The organism is Caulobacter sp. GW822-FHT07D08 (assembly GCF_058798735.1).
In genome coordinates, this window is the sequence record NZ_JBXAKU010000022.1 from 12,969 (window position 1) to 29,395 (window position 16,427).

The 16,427-nt window shown below is 67.6% G+C and carries 15 protein-coding genes; 13 read left to right on the top strand and 2 right to left on the bottom strand.

Annotation, left to right across the window (positions count from 1 at the left end; genetic code table 11):
• The first annotated feature begins 1 nt into the window (after position 1).
• Genes AC1RJ9_RS25085 through AC1RJ9_RS25100 form a run of 4 tightly spaced genes read left to right on the top strand, consistent with a single transcriptional unit; the run spans position 2 to position 3,125 of the window.
• Positions 2 to 448, top strand: a complete 447-nt coding sequence (locus AC1RJ9_RS25085; protein WP_492841041.1) for a nuclear transport factor 2 family protein — start codon at positions 2 to 4, stop codon at positions 446 to 448.
• A gap of 36 nt (positions 449 to 484) precedes the next feature.
• Positions 485 to 1,411, top strand: a complete 927-nt coding sequence (locus AC1RJ9_RS25090; RefSeq protein WP_492841039.1) for a cupin domain-containing protein — start codon at positions 485 to 487, stop codon at positions 1,409 to 1,411.
• Positions 1,411 to 2,196: an HpcH/HpaI aldolase family protein gene (locus AC1RJ9_RS25095; protein ID WP_492841037.1), complete on the top strand. Its 786-nt coding sequence runs from the start codon at positions 1,411 to 1,413 to the stop codon at positions 2,194 to 2,196. The genes AC1RJ9_RS25090 and AC1RJ9_RS25095 overlap by 1 nt, the downstream gene beginning before the upstream one ends.
• An 11-nt stretch (positions 2,197 to 2,207) precedes the next feature.
• Positions 2,208 to 3,125, top strand: coding sequence for an amidohydrolase family protein (locus AC1RJ9_RS25100; protein WP_492841035.1), 918 nt, complete (start codon positions 2,208 to 2,210; stop codon positions 3,123 to 3,125).
• A 121-nt stretch (positions 3,126 to 3,246) separates the two neighbouring features.
• On the opposite strand, the gene AC1RJ9_RS25105 is transcribed toward AC1RJ9_RS25100, so the two are convergent.
• Entirely contained in the window at positions 3,247 to 3,672 is a 426-nt protein-coding gene (locus AC1RJ9_RS25105) for an Lrp/AsnC family transcriptional regulator (protein WP_492841033.1), read from the bottom strand.
• Between the two features lie 138 nt (positions 3,673 to 3,810).
• Between AC1RJ9_RS25105 and ocd the strand changes: the two genes are divergently transcribed.
• The 7 genes from ocd (at position 3,811) to AC1RJ9_RS25140 (ending at position 13,496) form a co-directional block, all read left to right on the top strand.
• Positions 3,811 to 4,842, top strand: a complete 1,032-nt coding sequence (gene ocd, locus AC1RJ9_RS25110) for an ornithine cyclodeaminase (RefSeq protein WP_492841063.1) — start codon at positions 3,811 to 3,813, stop codon at positions 4,840 to 4,842.
• A 253-nt stretch (positions 4,843 to 5,095) separates the two neighbouring features.
• Positions 5,096 to 5,638 carry an RNA polymerase sigma factor gene (locus AC1RJ9_RS25115; protein WP_492841031.1) on the top strand — a complete coding sequence of 181 codons (543 nt, stop codon included), beginning with the start codon at positions 5,096 to 5,098 and terminating at the stop codon, positions 5,636 to 5,638.
• Positions 5,631 to 6,686: a FecR family protein gene (locus AC1RJ9_RS25120; RefSeq protein WP_492841029.1), complete on the top strand. Its 1,056-nt coding sequence runs from the start codon at positions 5,631 to 5,633 to the stop codon at positions 6,684 to 6,686. Before AC1RJ9_RS25115 ends, AC1RJ9_RS25120 begins: the two co-directional genes overlap by 8 nt.
• 107 nt (positions 6,687 to 6,793) lie before the next feature.
• Entirely contained in the window at positions 6,794 to 9,247 is a 2,454-nt protein-coding gene (locus AC1RJ9_RS25125) for a TonB-dependent receptor (protein WP_492841027.1), read from the top strand.
• A gap of 74 nt (positions 9,248 to 9,321) precedes the next feature.
• Entirely contained in the window at positions 9,322 to 11,289 is a 1,968-nt protein-coding gene (locus AC1RJ9_RS25130) for an alpha/beta fold hydrolase (RefSeq protein WP_492841025.1), read from the top strand.
• Positions 11,290 to 11,309: 20 nt separating this feature from the next.
• Positions 11,310 to 12,863 carry an amidase gene (locus tag AC1RJ9_RS25135; protein ID WP_492841023.1) on the top strand — a complete coding sequence of 518 codons (1,554 nt, stop codon included), beginning with the start codon at positions 11,310 to 11,312 and terminating at the stop codon, positions 12,861 to 12,863.
• A gap of 33 nt (positions 12,864 to 12,896) precedes the next feature.
• A complete protein-coding gene (locus AC1RJ9_RS25140; RefSeq protein WP_492841021.1) occupies positions 12,897 to 13,496 on the top strand; it encodes an FMN-binding negative transcriptional regulator in 600 nt (199 codons plus the stop codon).
• Positions 13,497 to 13,585: 89 nt separating this feature from the next.
• On the opposite strand, the gene AC1RJ9_RS25145 is transcribed toward AC1RJ9_RS25140, so the two are convergent.
• Entirely contained in the window at positions 13,586 to 14,239 is a 654-nt protein-coding gene (locus AC1RJ9_RS25145; protein ID WP_492841019.1) for a class I SAM-dependent methyltransferase, read from the bottom strand.
• A gap of 172 nt (positions 14,240 to 14,411) precedes the next feature.
• On the opposite strand from AC1RJ9_RS25145, the gene AC1RJ9_RS25150 reads away from it, so the two are divergent.
• Positions 14,412 to 14,753, top strand: coding sequence for a hypothetical protein (locus AC1RJ9_RS25150; RefSeq protein ID WP_492841017.1), 342 nt, complete (start codon positions 14,412 to 14,414; stop codon positions 14,751 to 14,753).
• Positions 14,754 to 14,858: 105 nt separating this feature from the next.
• A complete protein-coding gene (locus AC1RJ9_RS25155) occupies positions 14,859 to 16,406 on the top strand; it encodes a N,N-dimethylformamidase beta subunit family domain-containing protein (RefSeq protein WP_492841015.1) in 1,548 nt (515 codons plus the stop codon).
• The last annotated feature ends 21 nt before the right edge of the window (positions 16,407 to 16,427 follow it).

The following is a 16,427-nucleotide window of genomic DNA, read 5'->3' on the forward strand; positions in this document are numbered from 1 at the left end:
GATGTACGATCCCAAGCTTGCCGAATTGACCTTCGAACTGCAGCAGCAGCTCGCTGACTACTGGCACGAAATCGACACCAATGGCGGCCGTGAGGCCCACAGCTACTATACTGACGACGCCGTCTTCCACGGCCAGAAGGCCTCGTACGAGGGCAAGGACAAGATCCAGGCGTTCTACGACTGGCGCATCGCCCAAGGGCCGCGCCTTGCCGTGCACAGTTTCACCAACTTCCGCGCCTGGTTCACCGGCGAGGATACGGCCGAGAGCAGCTGCTACCTGTTCCTCTACGCCGCCAACGGCGAGAAGATCCTGCCCAGCGCGCCGCCGATCTCGATCTCGATGGCCACCGACAAGTACAAGCGGGTCGGCGATCGCTGGCTCTGCACCTATCGCCGGTTCGAGCACTGGTTCGAGGGCGACACCCCGATCACCAATCCCAAGCTCTAGACCGCGCCTGACGACCGACTGACGAGAGGCAGACCCATGTCCACCATGTACGCAGACGCCGATCCCCGCTCACGGCTGTCGACCGCCAAGGCCGGCGGCGGCTCGGCCGCCGCTGGCGGCTTCGGCGCGTCCTCGTATGCGCTGTTTGGCCAAACCCCGCCGCAGATCGACGACGAGACCGGCCGGACCTGGCTGGTGCGCGGCGCCAATTTCGTCGTCGCCTACACCCTGGCCAAGCCCGGCGCGGCGCTGGAGCGCAAGGGTCAGGTCGACGAGTACGTCCTGCTGATCGAGGCCCCCGAGCCTCGGGCGCGGGTCACCGCCGGCGGCGAGACCGTCGAGGTCGGCGGCGAGCACATCGCCTTCGTCCCGCCAGGCGACAGCCGCATCGAGCTGCCCGATGGCGGCGAGGTCGTGCGGCTGTTCACCACCGGCGCCGCCGACCTGGCGGCGCTGTGCTCGAACGCCGAGACCTACGCTCACGGCGCGCCGAACATCCCGCCGCTGGTGCGCTGGCCCGACCCGCCGGGCGGCTTCAAGATCCGGAAATACGCGCTGAACGTCCCGGCGCAGGAAGGCCGGTTCGGGCGGATCTGGCGCTGCACGACCTTCATGGTCAACGTGTTCGAACCCGCCGCGCCGCGCGATCCCAACAAGCTGTCGCCGCACCATCACGATGACTTCGAGCAATGCTCGCTGGCCATGGGCGGATCCTACGTCCACCATCTGCGCTGGCCGTGGACCGCCAAGCTGGCGGAATGGCGCGACGACGAGCACGTGACCTGTCCCGCGCCGTCGGTGGCGGTGATCCCGGCCAAGGCGATCCACACCTCGGCCTCGATCGCGCCGGGCGACGGCAATCTGCTGGTCGACATCTTCTCGCCGCCGCGCCGGGATTTCTCGGACATGGCCGGCTGGGTGTTGAACGCCGAGGACTATCCCGCGCCGGCGCAGGAGGCCTGATGCATCCGCACAGTGAGATCCAACGTCGATTCCGCGCTCGCCTGACCGCCAAGGAGCGGCTCCTGGGCACGTTCCTGAAGACCGCCACCGGCCACGCCACCGAGATTCTCGGCGGGGCAGGCTTCGACTTCGTGGTGGTGGACGCTGAACACGCGCCGTTTTCGGCCGGCGACATCGACCTGCTGATGCTGGCGGCCCGCGCCGCCGGGATCCCCAGCGTCGTGCGGGTGGCGTCCAGCGACGAGTCGCATCTGTTGCAGGCGCTGGACTGTGGCGCGGCCGGCGTGCTGGCGCCGCACGTGACCAGCGCCGCCAAGCTGCGCGAGATCATCTCGGCCTGCCGCTATCGCGGCGGCGCGCGGGGCTTTTCCAACTCGCCGCGCGCTGGCGAGTTCGGGGCGCGCGGCTTCGCCGATCACATGGCCAACGCCGACGCCTCGACCTCGATCATCGCCATGATCGAGGACCCCGAAGCCGTCGACCGGTTGGACGAGATCTTCGCGGTGGAAGGTCTGACGGCGGCGTTCATCGGCCGCGGCGATCTCTCGGCGCGGCTGGGCGCGCCCCATGTCAGTGATCCGGTGATCACCGCCGTTGTCGATCGCATCACCGAGGCCGCTCGGCGGCGCGGGATTCCGCTGATCGCCCACGTCGGCTCCGGCGCCGACCCCGACATCGCTCGCCTGAGCCAGGCCGGCGTCAGCGGCTTCCTGGTCGCCTCCGACCAGGGCTTCCTGCGCCAGGGGGCGCTGGCGGCGCGTAAAGCTTTCGACGAACAGGCCTAGCGTCCGAGCCCATGACCGATCTTCTTTTCGACACCCACGCCCACCTGATCGGCGACGACTGGGAACGTTACAAGGCCCGGCCCTTCACGCCGGATCTGCCGATGCCGGATCGGCCGCCTTTCACGGTCACCGGCGAGGCCCTGATCGATCTGATGGACGCCCACAAGGTCGAGCGCGCCTGCCTGGTCCAGCGCGGCCATGTCTACGGCTACGACAACAGCTACATCCTCGACTGCGCGGAGCAGAACCCCGGTCGCTTGCATCCGGTGGTCATCCTCGACACCCAGGACCCGCGGACCCCGGCGGTCTATCGCGACATGGTCCGCAACCGCCATACGCGCGGCTTCCGGATGGCCAATGCCCGACCCTGGTTGCTCGACACCGCCTGGATGAGTTCGCCGGCGGCCATGGAGGTCTGGAAGGTCTGCGCCGATCTGGGCACGCCGATGACCATGATCATGTTCATGAACCAGTTGCCGTACCTGCTGCCGCTGGTGAAGATCATCGCCAAGCAGTTCCCAAGCCTGCCGATCCTGCTGGACCACGGCGCCATGCCGTTCGGCATGACGCAATATGAGGTCAAGCTGGCCCAGGAGGCGGGGGAGGCGGTCGTCATGCCGCCGGCCCCGGACTTTGGCATCGACCATACGATCAGGATTTTCGAGGACACGCCCAACGTCTATTTCAAGATCACCGAGATCAATTTCGAACGCTGTGTCGCCGCCAAGGTCCGCGCGGCGCGCATCGTTCGGCGGCTGGCCGACAGCTTCGGTCCGGATCGCCTGATCTGGGGCTCGGACATGGGTCAGAGCATGTTGTGGACCTATCCCGAGAAGACACAGATGGCCCGCGAGGCCGCCGACTTCCTTGATGACGACGAGCGCCGCGCCTTCCTGCACCACAACGCGGCGAGGGTGTATGGCCTTTGAACCCTTTTTGACCGCCAGCTGGGCTGCCCAGTTCTCGCGCTGCGGGCGCTCTCGGCGCGCCTGGCTCATGAACGTCATGGTCCTGGAGGCGGTCCAAGCTCCGTTCTTGGCGCGCCTCTTCTTACACGCTGCTGAGCAACAGGCTGGTCTCGCTGTTCTGGACACCGGGGGTTTCGCGCACGTGACGCAGGACGCGGTCGAAATCCTGCAGGCTGGCCGCCCGGATCTCGGCCACCAGGTCCCAAGAGCCGTTGGTCGAGTGCAGCGAGTGCAGTTCGGGCATGCCGCGCAGGCTGCGAATGACCGCGGTCGTCGACTTGCCCACGACCTCGATCATCATGATCGCCCGAACCGCGCCGTCTTCGGCGTCCTGGCGCACCCGAATGGTGAAGCCTAGCACGGCGCCGCTGTCGAGGAGGCGCGTCAGGCGGTTTTCGATGGTCTGGCGGGAGACGCCCAAGACGACGGCCAGCTTCGAGACCGGAGCGCGGCCGTCCTCGCGCAGCGCGCTGATCAGGCGACGGTCCAGATCGTCAAAGAGGTGCATTTGGCAAAACTCATGATCGCAATGTCAAAAGTGCCAAAATATCAGTCGAAATGATAGGCTCTTTGATCATCCCGTCCGGCGCCGGCGCGCAACTAGACTGCTTGCGACGCTCAAACCGGAGGACTGCCTGTGCTTTTCATGGATGTCGACGCCGTCGTGAACCTGGTCGATCGGATCGGCCTGGAGATCGTCCTGACCGAGATGGCGGGGTATATCGAGGAGGACTATCGGCGCTGGGGCGCGTTCGAGAAGTCGCCGCGACTGGCCAGCCACTCCCCGGACGGCGTGATCGAGCTGATGCCCACCAGCGACGGCGAGGCCTTCGCGTTCAAATACGTCAACGGGCACCCGACCAATGTCGCCCGGGGGCTGCAGACGGTGGTGGGGTTCGGGGTGCTGGCTTCGGTGCGCACCGGCTATCCTGAGCTGATCGCCGAGATGACCATCACGACGGCGCTGCGCACGGCGGCGACCTCGGCCATGGCCGCGCGGCACCTGGCGCGGGACGACGCCAGCACGATGGCGATCGTCGGTCTGGGCGCGCAGTCGGAGTTCCAGGCCCATGCCTTCCGTGCGGTGCTGGGCGTGCGCCGCCTCCGGGTCTACGACGTGGACCCGGCCGCGACGCGCAAGTTCATCGCCAACATGAGCGACCGGGGCTTCGACATCACGGTGGCGAAATCCGCCGCCGAGGCGGTGCTAGGCGCGGATATCATCACCACGGTCACCGCTGACAAGGCTCGCAACCACATTCTGTCCGACAACATGGTCGGGGCCGGCGTGCACCTGAACGCCGTGGGCGGCGACTGTCCGGGCAAGACCGAGCTGCAGGCCGACATCCTGCGCCGGGGCGAGGTGTTCGTGGAGTTCGCGCCTCAGACGCGTATCGAGGGCGAGATCCAGCAGTTGGAGCCGGACTTCCCGGTCACCGAGCTATGGCAGGTGGTGTCCGGTCAGGCGCCCGGGCGTCGCGGCGCGGACCAGATCACGATCTTCGACTCGGTCGGCTTCGCGATCGAGGACTTCTCGGCTCTGCGCTACCTGCGCGACCGCATGGTCGAGGCGGGAAACGGGACGCGGCTCAACCTGCTGGCCGCGCCGACGGACCCGCGTGATCTCTTCGGCCTGTTGACCGCGCGGGAACGCCCCGCGATGCCTGTCGCGGTGTAGACGCGAGCGACCCAACCTACGGGCGAAGGCGGCCGGCGAGGCTGCGTAGACGACGGGCAGAAGGCGCCTGAGAATTCGGAAACTTTGGTTGCCAGACGGATGAGCTTGCCCGAGGACTGGACGTAACGATCAGAATAAAGGGGATCGGCCGGGCGGGGAGGGACTTGCGTCGGAAACGACGAGGCCCGACCGCCGCGACGCACGCGGGGGCGTTGCGTCCGGTTAGGCCCTTGTCGGGGATGGCGCGGCGCCGATGAAGACGGACATCAGGGCAGGAGAGGCCAGGGCAGGGGAGGAGCGTCGGGCGCGCTTGTCGGACCTGGTCACGCGCCACCGTGACACGGTCGTCCGCTATTTCCGGCGCAAGGGCCTCGACCCCGCCGCCGCCGAGGACGGCGCCCAGGACACCTTCATCCGCATGAGCCGGGTCGATCCTGGTGACCTTGTGAGCCCCGAGGCCTATCTCTTCACCGTCGCCTCGAACGTCTTCCTCGAGCGCGGCCGCCGGGCCAGGACGCGGCGGGAGGACCGGCACGTGCACATCGACACCGTCGAGCTGATCGACAGTGAGCAGTCGCCCGCCCGCATCTTCGAGGGGCGGGAGGCCCTGGTCCGGCTGGCCATGATCCTCGAGGAGCTGCCGGCGAGGACGAAGGAAGTTTTTCTGCTCAACCGAATGGACGGTCTGACCTACACTCAACTCGCGACGCGGTTCGAGGTCTCTGTGGGCACGATCGAAAAGCAGGTGAGCAGAGCGCTCGGTCACATTCGGGCGCGGATGGATCAGGATGCGTAAGCGTAGTTGGATTTTCGCCGGCGAGCCCAAGTCGCCCGGGCCGGCCGTCCCTGACGGGGCGGCCGACTGGGTCGCGCGCCTGGCCTCCGACCAGTGCACCCGCGAGGATGACCAGCAGTTGCAGCGCTGGCTGATGGCGGACACGGCCAACGGCTCGGCGTTCGATGAGCACGCGAAGATCTTCAATGGGGTCGGGGCCTTGACCGACGACCCCGAGGCGCGCGCCATCCTGATGGGCGGCAAGACCGCGCGGGCGTCGCGCCTCGATCGCCGGGCGCTGCTTGGCGGCGGTGTCGCCGCGGCGGCGGCCCTGGTCGCGGCGGCTGTGGTCGGACCGGACCTGGTGCTGGGGAAGACCTATCGCACCGAGCCGGGCGAACAGCGACGCCTGAGGCTGGCCGACGGCTCGACAGTCATGCTCAACACCCAGTCCAAGCTGCGGGTGCGCTTTGACGGCGCGGAGCGGCGTCTGTTCCTGGACTATGGCCAGGCCTGGTTCCAGGTGGCCAAGGACGCCCAGCGGCCCTTTCGGGTGTTCGTCGGCAAGGACGAGGTTCGGGCGCTGGGCACGGCCTTCGACGTCCGCCGCGACGGCGAGCGCGCGACGGTGACGCTAGAGGAGGGGAAGGTCGCGATCTTCCGCGACGCGTCCAGCCAGCCGCTGCCGGCTTCGTCGGTCGCTGGCGGTGCGTCGTCCAAGCTGGTGGCCGGCCCCTTGGCCCCGGCCGTCATTCTGTCGCCCGGCGACGAGGCGCGCCTGGTCCCAGCCGCCGCGCCGACCGTCGCCGTCGTCGACCTGGCGCATGTTCAGGCCTGGCGGACCGAACGGATCATTCTGGAGTCGACTCCGCTGGGCGAGGCCGTGGAGGAGTTCAACCGCTATGGCGGGCCGCGTCTGGTGTTGGCCGACCCCGACCTGACGGCCCTGCCCATCAGCGGGGTGTTCCATACCGACCGGCCGAAGGCCTTCGCCGAGGCTGTCTCGACCGCGTTTCCGGTGAAGGCGTCGACCGGCGGCGACGGCCAGATCGTGCTTTCGCGCCGCTAGCTGTCGCGGCGCCTGAATTTATCTGTCACAAAAGTTCGAGGCGCGATGGGGGGGAATTCCCTCGGCTGCATCCCTGTCACTGAACGCTTGAGTTCGAGGGGGCAAGGATGAAGACCATCGATCTACGCGGCTTGTTGCTGGCCGGTTGCGCGGCGCTGGCGGTGGCGGGCCCCGCGACGGCGGCCCAGGCCCAGCACGTGCGGGACTACGCCATTCAGCGCCAGGACCTTACTTCGGCCCTGCGCACCTATTCGCTGAAGAGCGGGCAGGACGTGATCTACGACCCGAGCCTGGTGCGCGGCCGGACCTCGCCAGGCGTCAGCGGGCGGCTGACCGATGAAGCCGCGCTGGAGGCGCTGCTGGGCGAGACCGGTCTTGGCGTTCGCCGAACGCCTTCCGGCGGCCTCAGCATCGTGGCCGGAGGCGGGGCCGATCGCCCCCAGACCGGAACCGCCGGGGACCTCACGAGCCCGGCGGCCATCGTCGATGAGATCATCGTCACCGCCGGTAAGCGCGCTGAACGCCTGCGGGACCTGGCGGGCGGCGCCTCGGCGGTCACCGGTCAGCAGCTGAAGGCGGCCGGCGCCCAGAGCAACGCCGACTATCTGGGCCGGATCCCCGGCGTGGTGTTCAACGAAGGCACCTCGGGCCAGTCGGCCGTGACCATTCGCGGCGTCGGGGCGACGGCGGGCATCGACCAGGGGCAGGGGCCGACCGGCTACTTCCTTAACGAGATCCCGCTGACCGAGCCCAGCTACGCCTCGGGCATTCCCGATGTCGACACCTTCGACCTGAACCGTGTCGAGGTGCTGCGCGGTCCGCAGGGGTCGCTGTTTGGCTCGGCCTCGCTGGGCGGCGCGATCAACTACATCGTCAACACCGCCGACGCCTCGGGCTATGGCGCCGCGACCGAGACCACGGTTCGCAAGATCTCGCACTCGGGCAAGGCGGGCTACGCGGTGAAGGGCATGATCAATCTGCCCATCATCGCGGACAAGCTGGCGGTGCGCGTGGCGGGCTTCTCGCGCGAGGACGCCGGCTACATCGATAACCTGGGCGCCGGCACGACCAACAATCTGCGGGTCAACGGCGTGCGCGGCTCGGTCGTGTTCACCCCGACCGACCGCACGACCCTTTCGCTGCTCAGCCTCTACCAGCAGAACAAGTCGGACGAGATCGCCACGGTGCAGACCGCGTTCGGTCCGTACGCGCGGTCGACCATTCTGCCGGGGCCGACCGACTACGACTTCGAGATCCATTCGCTGCGCCTGGATCACAAGTTCGACTTCGCCAACCTGACCATCCTGGCCTCGACCAACACCAAGGACCACGTGCTGGACAGCGACGTGACGCGATCGAGCGCCCTGCGCACCTTCGCCCCGCACGGTGTGTTGTCCCAGGAATTCATGCACACCAACATGAAGACCCTGGAAGCGCGGCTGGCCTCGGACGGCGACGGTCCGTTCAAGTGGCTGATCGGCGGCATGTACTCGGAGACCAAGACCGACGTCGCTACGCTCAGCAGCCTGCCGCAGGGCGAGGCCGTCCTGGCCGCGCGCTACAACGCCGCCCAGCTGCAGGGCGAGCTCTTCAATCGCACCTACAGCCACCGCGAGGGCGCGGAGAAGGCGCTGTTCGGCGAGGTCAGCTACGAGTTCCTGCCCAAGGTGACCGCCACGGTCGGCGGCCGTCTGTTCGACACCAAGTATTGGGTCGAGATCCAGCGGTATGGCATCAGCTACGGCTTGACCGGCCAGACGGTGCCACGCCGCAACGCCGGCGATGACGGCTTCGTGCCGAAGGTCTCGCTGGCCTGGCGCCCCAACCGCGACCTGACGGTCTACGCCCTGGCCAGCAAGGGATTCCGGTTCGGCAACCCCAACACCGTCGTCGACCTAGCCGGCTTCAACACGCCCGCGGCCTGGGCGTCTGACTCGCTGTGGAACTACGAACTGGGCGCGCACAGCGCCTGGCTGGACGGCAAGCTGCAGGTCGACGCCTCGGTCTACGATATCGAGTGGAGCGACATCCAGGTCCGCCTGGTCCGCCCGGGGGACAACCTCACTTACGGAACCAACGCCGGCTCGGCCCGGATCCGCGGCGTGGAGCTGGCGGTGGTTGCCAGGCCGACCAACAGCCTGATGCTGTCCTCCAACATCACCTATCTCGACGCCAAGCTGACCGAGACGGTGACGACGGCCTCGCCGCCGCTGCTCGATGGCACCCGCCTGCCGGGCGCTTCGCCCTGGCAGATCTCGAACACGGCGACCTACCGCTTCGACGCGCCGCTGACTCCGACGCTGACGGTGTCCCACCGCTATCTGGCCAAGGCGCCCGAGACACTGCAGGGACCCAACGTCAAGGTCGCCGGCTACAACCAGTTCGACGCGCGCCTGAACGTCAGCCTCGACAATGTCGACGTGGCGTTGTTCGCGACCAACCTCACGGACAAGCGGGCGGTGGCGTTCGGTTACGGCCTGTCCAGCACCGGCACCGGCCTCAGCGAGTTCATCATCCGCCCCCGCACCGTGGGCGTGACGGTGAACTGGAAGCTGCGCTAGCCGACCCGCCTCGGCGCGCCGTCCTTTCGGGCGGCGCGCCGAGTTCCTTTCCCAGCAAGACCTGAGGCGGGCGCATGGCCGGCGGACTTCGATTTGCACTGATGCTGACCGCGGTGGCGCTGCTGGGCGGCTGGCCCGTTGCCGCCGCACCGGCCCAGCCGATCCGTCCGCAGGACATCATGGGGCTGACCGACGCATCGGACCCACAACTGTCGCCGGACGGCAAGCGCGTGGCCTATGTCGTCACGCCCACGCTTTCGACCCAGCGTCCGTCGCGGTCGGCGATCTGGATCGCGCCCGTCGACCGCCGCGCGCCGCCGCGCCGCCTGACCGCCGGGACCCAGATCGAGAACACGCCGCGCTGGTCGGAGGACGGGCGAGATATCACTTTCCTGTCCAACCAGGCGGATCCGTCGGTGACCGGCATCGCATCCAGGCAGGTGTGGACGGCGTCCTTGGACGGAGGTCCGGCCCGGCGGCTGACGGCTTCGGTGACCGAGGTGCGTAACTTCTCGCGATCGTCCGACGGCAAGGTCCTGGCCTATGTCGCCGGCGATCCCAAGACCGAGCAGCAGAAGGCCGACGCCGCGGCCAAGCGCGACCAGATGACGATCGACGACCCCGGTGATCTGGGCCGCCTCTGGCTGCTGGAGGCCGCCGGCGGCCAGCCTCGTCGCATCGCGATCGAAGGCCGCAACATCGCCGAGGCGCGCTGGTCGCCGGATGGCAAGCGGCTGTCGGCGCGGGTGGCCGACAGCACCGGGCTGAACGACCACTTCTATCATTCCGATGTGGTGATCATCGACGCCGCCACCGGTGCGGCTCGAACCCTGCTGCGCGAGGCCTCTGGGCCGGGTGAGTGGTCGCCCGACGGCAAGCGCCTGGCCTTCGCGCAGCTACGCGAACAGTATATCGGCCTGCGAGCCTGGATCGTCGACGTCGACGGCGACCGCCGGCTGAAGATCGGTGAGGACCATCCTGGTCACCTCACGCGCCTGGAGTGGGCCGCCGACGGCCGGTCGCTTCTGGCGCAGTCGTTCGAGACTACGCGCTCCAAGCTGGTGCGCATCGACGCCAGGGACGGGCGGATCAAGACCTTGCTGGCCTTCGACGGCCGGCTGAGCGGCTTCAGCTCCGAGGGAGGACGCGTGGCCCTGGCCGGCGACACGCCGACCCGTCCCGACGACGTCTGGCTGTGGACGCCGGGCCGGACCGCCGCCGAACCCCTGACCGACCTCAATCCTCAGGTGCGCCAATGGACCCTGGGCCAGGTGCGCGAGGTGAGCTGGACCAGCAGCAAGGACGGCCACAAGGTCTACGGAACCTTGGTGACGCCGCCGGGCTATGTCGCTGGCGCGCCGATCAAGACAGTGATCCAGGGGCATGGTGGTCCCGAGGGCTTCTGGTGGTCGGGCTGGCTGGGCAGCTGGCACGAGTGGGCCCAGATGCTGGCCACCCATGGCTATGCGGTGCTGCTGCCCAATCCGCGCGGCTCGGATGGCCAGGATATCGGCTTCACACGGGGCCCGATCAACGACTGGGGCGGCGGCGACTTCCAGGACGTGCTGGACGGCCTGGACATGCTGGTGGCCCAGAAGATCACCGACCCCGCTCGCGTCGGCATCGGCGGCTGGAGCTACGGCGGCTTCCTGTCGGCCTGGGCGGTGACCCACAGCGACCGCTTCAAGACCGCTATCGTCGGCGCCGCGCCGGTCGATATCGCGCCCATGCTGCTGACCACTGACACGCCGGACTTCGTCGCCGGCTATTTCGGGCGCACGCTCGGCAATCTCGCGCGAATGGAGGCCTCGTCGCCCGTGCGGTTCATCGACCGCGTGAAGGTCCCGGTGCTGGTGCTGCACGGCGAGCAGGATCGCCGAGTTCCCGTCACCCTGGGCCTGTCCTTCTATCGGGGCCTGCGCCTGCTGGGGAAGGACGCGACCATGGTCAGCTATCCGCGCGAGCCGCACTGGACCTACGAGCCCGCCCACCAGACCGACATCCAGGAACGGGTGCTGGCCTGGTTCGACGCGCATCTGTGATCCCGAAGAGGAACGACACAATGTCCGGTACGCCCCTGGAAATGAGCCGCCGCACGCTGCTGGCCGCCGCGACCGCCGCCGTGGCCACACCGACCTTCGCCCAGGCTACGAGCGGGGCAGGGCAGGGGATCGTGGCCATGGGCGCGCGCGAAATGGTCGCCGCGATCCGGCGCCGGGATCTTTCCAGCCGCGAGATCATGGCCGCCCACCTGACCCAGATCGACCGCCTGAACCCGCGCTTCAACGCCATCGTCTCGCGTGTCGACAGCGAGGTGCTGCTGAAGCAGGCGGCGGCGCTGGACGACGACGCGGCCGCAGGCCGGTTCCACGGCCCGCTGCATGGCCTGCCGCACGCGGTCAAGGACACCGCCCCGGTCAAGGGCATCCGCAGCACCCAGGGCTCGCCGATCCTGCGCGACAACCTTCCCGCCGCCGACAGCCTCGTCGTGGAGCGTATGCGCAAGGCCGGCATGATCTTCATCGGCAAGACCAACGTGCCGGAATTCGCGCTGGGCTCCCACAGCTTCAACCCCCTGTTCGGCGTCACCGGCAACGCCTACGCGCCCGACCGCTCGGCCGGCGGCAGCACCGGCGGCGGTGCGGTCGCGCTGGCGCTGCGAATGGTCCCCCTGGCCGACGGCAGCGACTTCGGCGGATCGCTGCGCAACCCGGCCGGCTGGAACAACGTCTTCGGCTTCCGCCCCTCGTTTGGCCGCGTGCCGTCGGTCCCCAATAGCGACGTGTTCTGGCAGAATTTCGCCACGTCCGGCCCCATGGCGCGACACGTCGAGGACCTAGCCCTGCTTCTCTCGGTCCAGGCGGGCTCGGACCCGCGCTCGCCATTCTCGCTGGCCGACGACCCATCGATCTTCGCCGGGGCGCTGGATCAGGACTGGAAGGGCAAGCGGATCGGCTGGCTGGGCGACCTGGGCGGCGCCTTGCCGATGGAGGCCGGCGTCCTAGACACCTGCGTCAAGGCGCTGGAGGCCTTCAGGACGATCGGCATGCAGGTCGAGGCCGCCAGCCTCTCCGAGCCGGCGGCCGACATGTGGCGCACGGCGGTGACGCTGCGCCACTGGTCCGTCGGCGCGGATCTGCAGGGCTTCTACGACGACCCGGCCAAGCGCGCGCTGATGAAGCCCGAAGCGATCTGGGAAGTGGAGGGCGGCATGAAGCTGACCGCCCCGCAACTGGCCGTGGCCTCGGCGGGGCGGGCGCGCATCTACCAGGCGTTCCGCGCGGCGTTCGAGCGCTTCGACTTCCTGGTGCTGCCGACGGCCCAGGTCTTCCCGTTCGAGAACGCCACGCGCTGGCCCAAGGAAATCGCCGGCGTCCAGATGGATAGCTATCACCGCTGGATGGAGGTGACCCTGCCGGCGACCATGGCCGGACTGCCGGTGCTGGCGGTCCCCGCCGGCTTTGGGGGAGCTCGACACCTGCCCATCGGCCTGCAGATCATCGGGCCCAACCACGCCGACCTCGCGGTGCTCAAGCTCGGTCACGCCTACGAGCAGGCGTCGTCCTGGATCGCCGCAACGCCGCCGGCCGCGCTAAACGACGTCGCGCGCGGGTGACGACCAGTGCTTCCGCCTGAAACCCTCCGATCGATGATCCATCCCTTTTCGACGTGGACGAACCAAGACGTCGCGGACCTGATCGCCGCCTATCCCCTGGCTTGGATCGTCAGTAGTGGCCCTACTGGCTTCCACGCCACGCCCTTGCCGTTGCTGGCCGATCTTGATGGGGAAGGGCGCCTGGTCTCGCTGACCGGACATATGGCGCGCTCGAACCCTCAGGTCGAGGCGCTGGAGCGGGATGCGAAAGCGCTGGCGCTGTTCATGGGGCCCCATGGCTACATCTCGCCATCCTGGATGTCTGACCGAACCCAGGCTCCGACTTGGAACTACGCTGTACTGCGCATCGAAGTTCGGGTGCGGTTAAGCGCCGTCACCGTCGATGAGGCCCTTGATCGGCTTTCCAGCGCCATGGAGGTCGATCGACCAAAGGCGTGGTCGCCAGACGAGATGGGGGAGCGCTTGCACCGTCTCGGCCGTGGGGTGATGGCGTTTCGCGCCGATGTCGAACGTTTGGACGGCCGCTTCAAGCTTGGCCAGGATGAGCGCGATGACGGCTACGCCGATATCATGGCGGGTCTCGGTCCCGGAGACCTGGCGGACTGGATGGAGCGATTCAATCCTGACCGCTGACAGTGGCGAGCATCGCCTTCTCGGAAGGGGCCAACGTCCGGAAATGGCGCGGCCTTGACTGCCGGCGGGATGACTTGGTCTCTGCGTCGTTAAGGCCTCACCGCGTGCCAGCCTCGGATCATGAAGGCCTGAAAGAACGGGATCGGCATGGCGAAGCCCGCAGCGCGAACCAAGGTCCGCGTCTCGTCGGGGCTCAGGACGCCCAAGGCATCGCGCATCATGTCGCCCAGCTTCTCTAGTGATTGCGGCGTCGCGCCCATGAGCGTCTGAACCTGCTTCCAGTCCTCAAGCATCGCGGGAAACTCCGGCGCGTCGAGGTCGCCGCTGATCTCGGCGCTTGCGAAACGGCCGCCCGATTTGAGGCGATCATGGATGGCCCCGTAGAATGCTGGCCGACCTTCGCCTTTAATGAAGTGTGCGACCAGCAGACTTACAACGGCGTCGAACGCCTCGCGAGGAGCGTCTTCGACATAGCCCTGAACAAGTTCACAACGGTGCAGGATACCCGCCTGTTCGAGGCGTCGTCGCCCCACCGCCAACATTTCCGCGGACGGATCGACGCCGACGAAGAACCAGCCCGGAAAGGCCGCGGCCAGCGACAGGATTTCCGCTCCGGTGCCCACACCCACGCAAAGCACTCGCGCGTCGACGGGAAGGTCGGCCAGGACTAGCCGGAGCAGAAAGTGGAGATTGGTCGAGATCGGTGCGAGCGCATCGTTTCGACGGTCATAGGCGTCTGCCATGTCCTGATCGAAGAAACGGTGAGCGGAGGGGAGAGTGGAGGGGTGCATTGTTACTTTGTAACATCTTTGAGGCGGCGCGCTAGGTCCCTCAGATATCGAGCGACGCTCGCCACCATGCCAACGTCAGCAAACGGCGACACGGATTTTGATCCCCGCCGTTCGCGAGGCTCCAATGATCCCTGACGAATTTTCAGCGCTGGCGATGGGCTTTGGCCCGAGCGTCCAGTCCAAGCCCGCCCAAGCATCTTTCGACGCGAGTAAGTTCATTGATCTACTCAGCGGTCGGGAAGAGGGCGGCGTGGCGGTTCCTTCGTCCTTTCTGGATTGCGGTCTTCTGCGCGACCAGATTGAGACCTTCTTCGGTTGGCTCGAGGAGCAGGCAAAGACACAGATCCGACCCGGCCATCCACGCCGACGATCTCGAGAGCGCGCGCCGCGCTTGATGTCGCGCGCGCCCTTCCTTGCTCCCGTCCTGGAAGCGAGTTGTGGCTTGCGATCGCCGCAAATAGAATAGTAAAAACTACTCCATGGTCCGGCGCTGAACGGGCCGCGACAAACCAGTAGGCCAGAGGCGCCCCGTGATCCGCGCGGCTTGGCCGGAGTCTGAAGGGGGAACCGAATGCTCGCTTGCTATACCGACCGCCTGAGCGTGCGCCCTGGCGAGCGCTTCGCCCTCCATGCCAGCGCCGAAAACGGTCCGTGCCGCCTGTCGATCACCCGGATCGGCGCCGAGCGCCTGACGGTTCTGGAGCGCGACGACGTGAGCGTCGACCACCATCCGGTTCCGGCCAACGCCGACCGCGACGGCTGCGGCTGGCCCGTCGCCCTTGAGGTCGAGGTCGGCGAGGCATGGGCCTCGGGCTACTACGATATCGTCCTGACCGACGCGAGCGGCGGGCAGGCCCATCACTTCGTGGTCGTCAAGTCGCCGGTCGGCGTGCGTCGTTCGAGCGCCCTGATGGTGCTGTCGACCAACACCTACCAAGCCTACAATTACTGGGGCGGCGCCAACGCCTATTCGAACGTCACCGGCCTGATGAGCGGGCAGGTTCCGTTCGCCCAGGCCATGGACGAGGCGATCGGCGTCCTGTCGACCCAGCGTCCGTTTCCGCCGCTGATTGTCGCGCCGCCGCCCAACCCGCCTCGGCTGATCAACCTGCGCAAGCGTGGATTCGAGGAGACCCCCTGGGCCTCGGACATGGCCTGGATGGTCGAGCATCGGGCCTCGCCCTACGACGGCTCGGCCGGCTTCCTGCACAAGTGGGAGCACGCCTTCGTGGCCTGGGCGGAATCGAACGGCTACGCGCTGGACTTCGCCACCGACTACGACCTGGACGCCGAACAGGATCTCCTCGAAGGCTACGCGGCTGCGCTGTTCGTGGGCCACAGCGAATACTGGTCGGGAGGCCAGCGCGACCAGGTCGAGCGCTTCGTCGACGCGGGCGGCAACGCCGCGATCCTGTCGGGCAACAGCTGCTTCTGGAAGGTGCGCTGGGAGAACGACGGCAAGACCTATGTCTGCCACAAATGGAAGGGTTTCGAGGCCGAGGACGTTCCGCCCGAGAAGGCCACGCACCTGTGGTCGCACCCGGCCTTCCAACGGCCCGAGGCCGCGCTGACGGGACTGAGCTTCGTCTTCGCCGGCTACCATCGTCTGGGCATGTGCGTGTCGCGCGGCCAGGCCGGTTTCACGGTCTATGACGACCGCCACTGGGCCTTGGAGGGCTCGGATCTGTTCTACGGCGACGTGATCGGCGGTGATCTGCCGCTGATCGGCTACGAGAGCGACGGCTGCCGCTTCCAGTTCGGCGACGACGGCCTGCCCAAGGCCGTGCCGATGCTGGGCGTACCCGAGACTCTGGAGATCATCGGCGTCGCGCCCTGCGCCTTCGGCGAGGAAGCCAGCCGGGGTTACTTCCCGATCATCCCGCCCGAGAAACTGGACGTGGTCGCCGAGGTGATGTTCGGAGACTCCGGTCCCGAGGCTCAGGCCAAGGTCCTGCGCGGTCATGCCGTCGTCGCCAGCTTCAAGCGCGGGAAGGGCGAGGTGTTCAACAGCGGCACCACCGAATGGGCTCATGGCCTGGCCGCGCGCGACCCGTTCATCGAGGTTATCACCCACAACGTCCTGCGGCGCTTTGGCGTCACCCGCGCCACCCCGGCCTGAACCGCGCCGTCGACACATTCC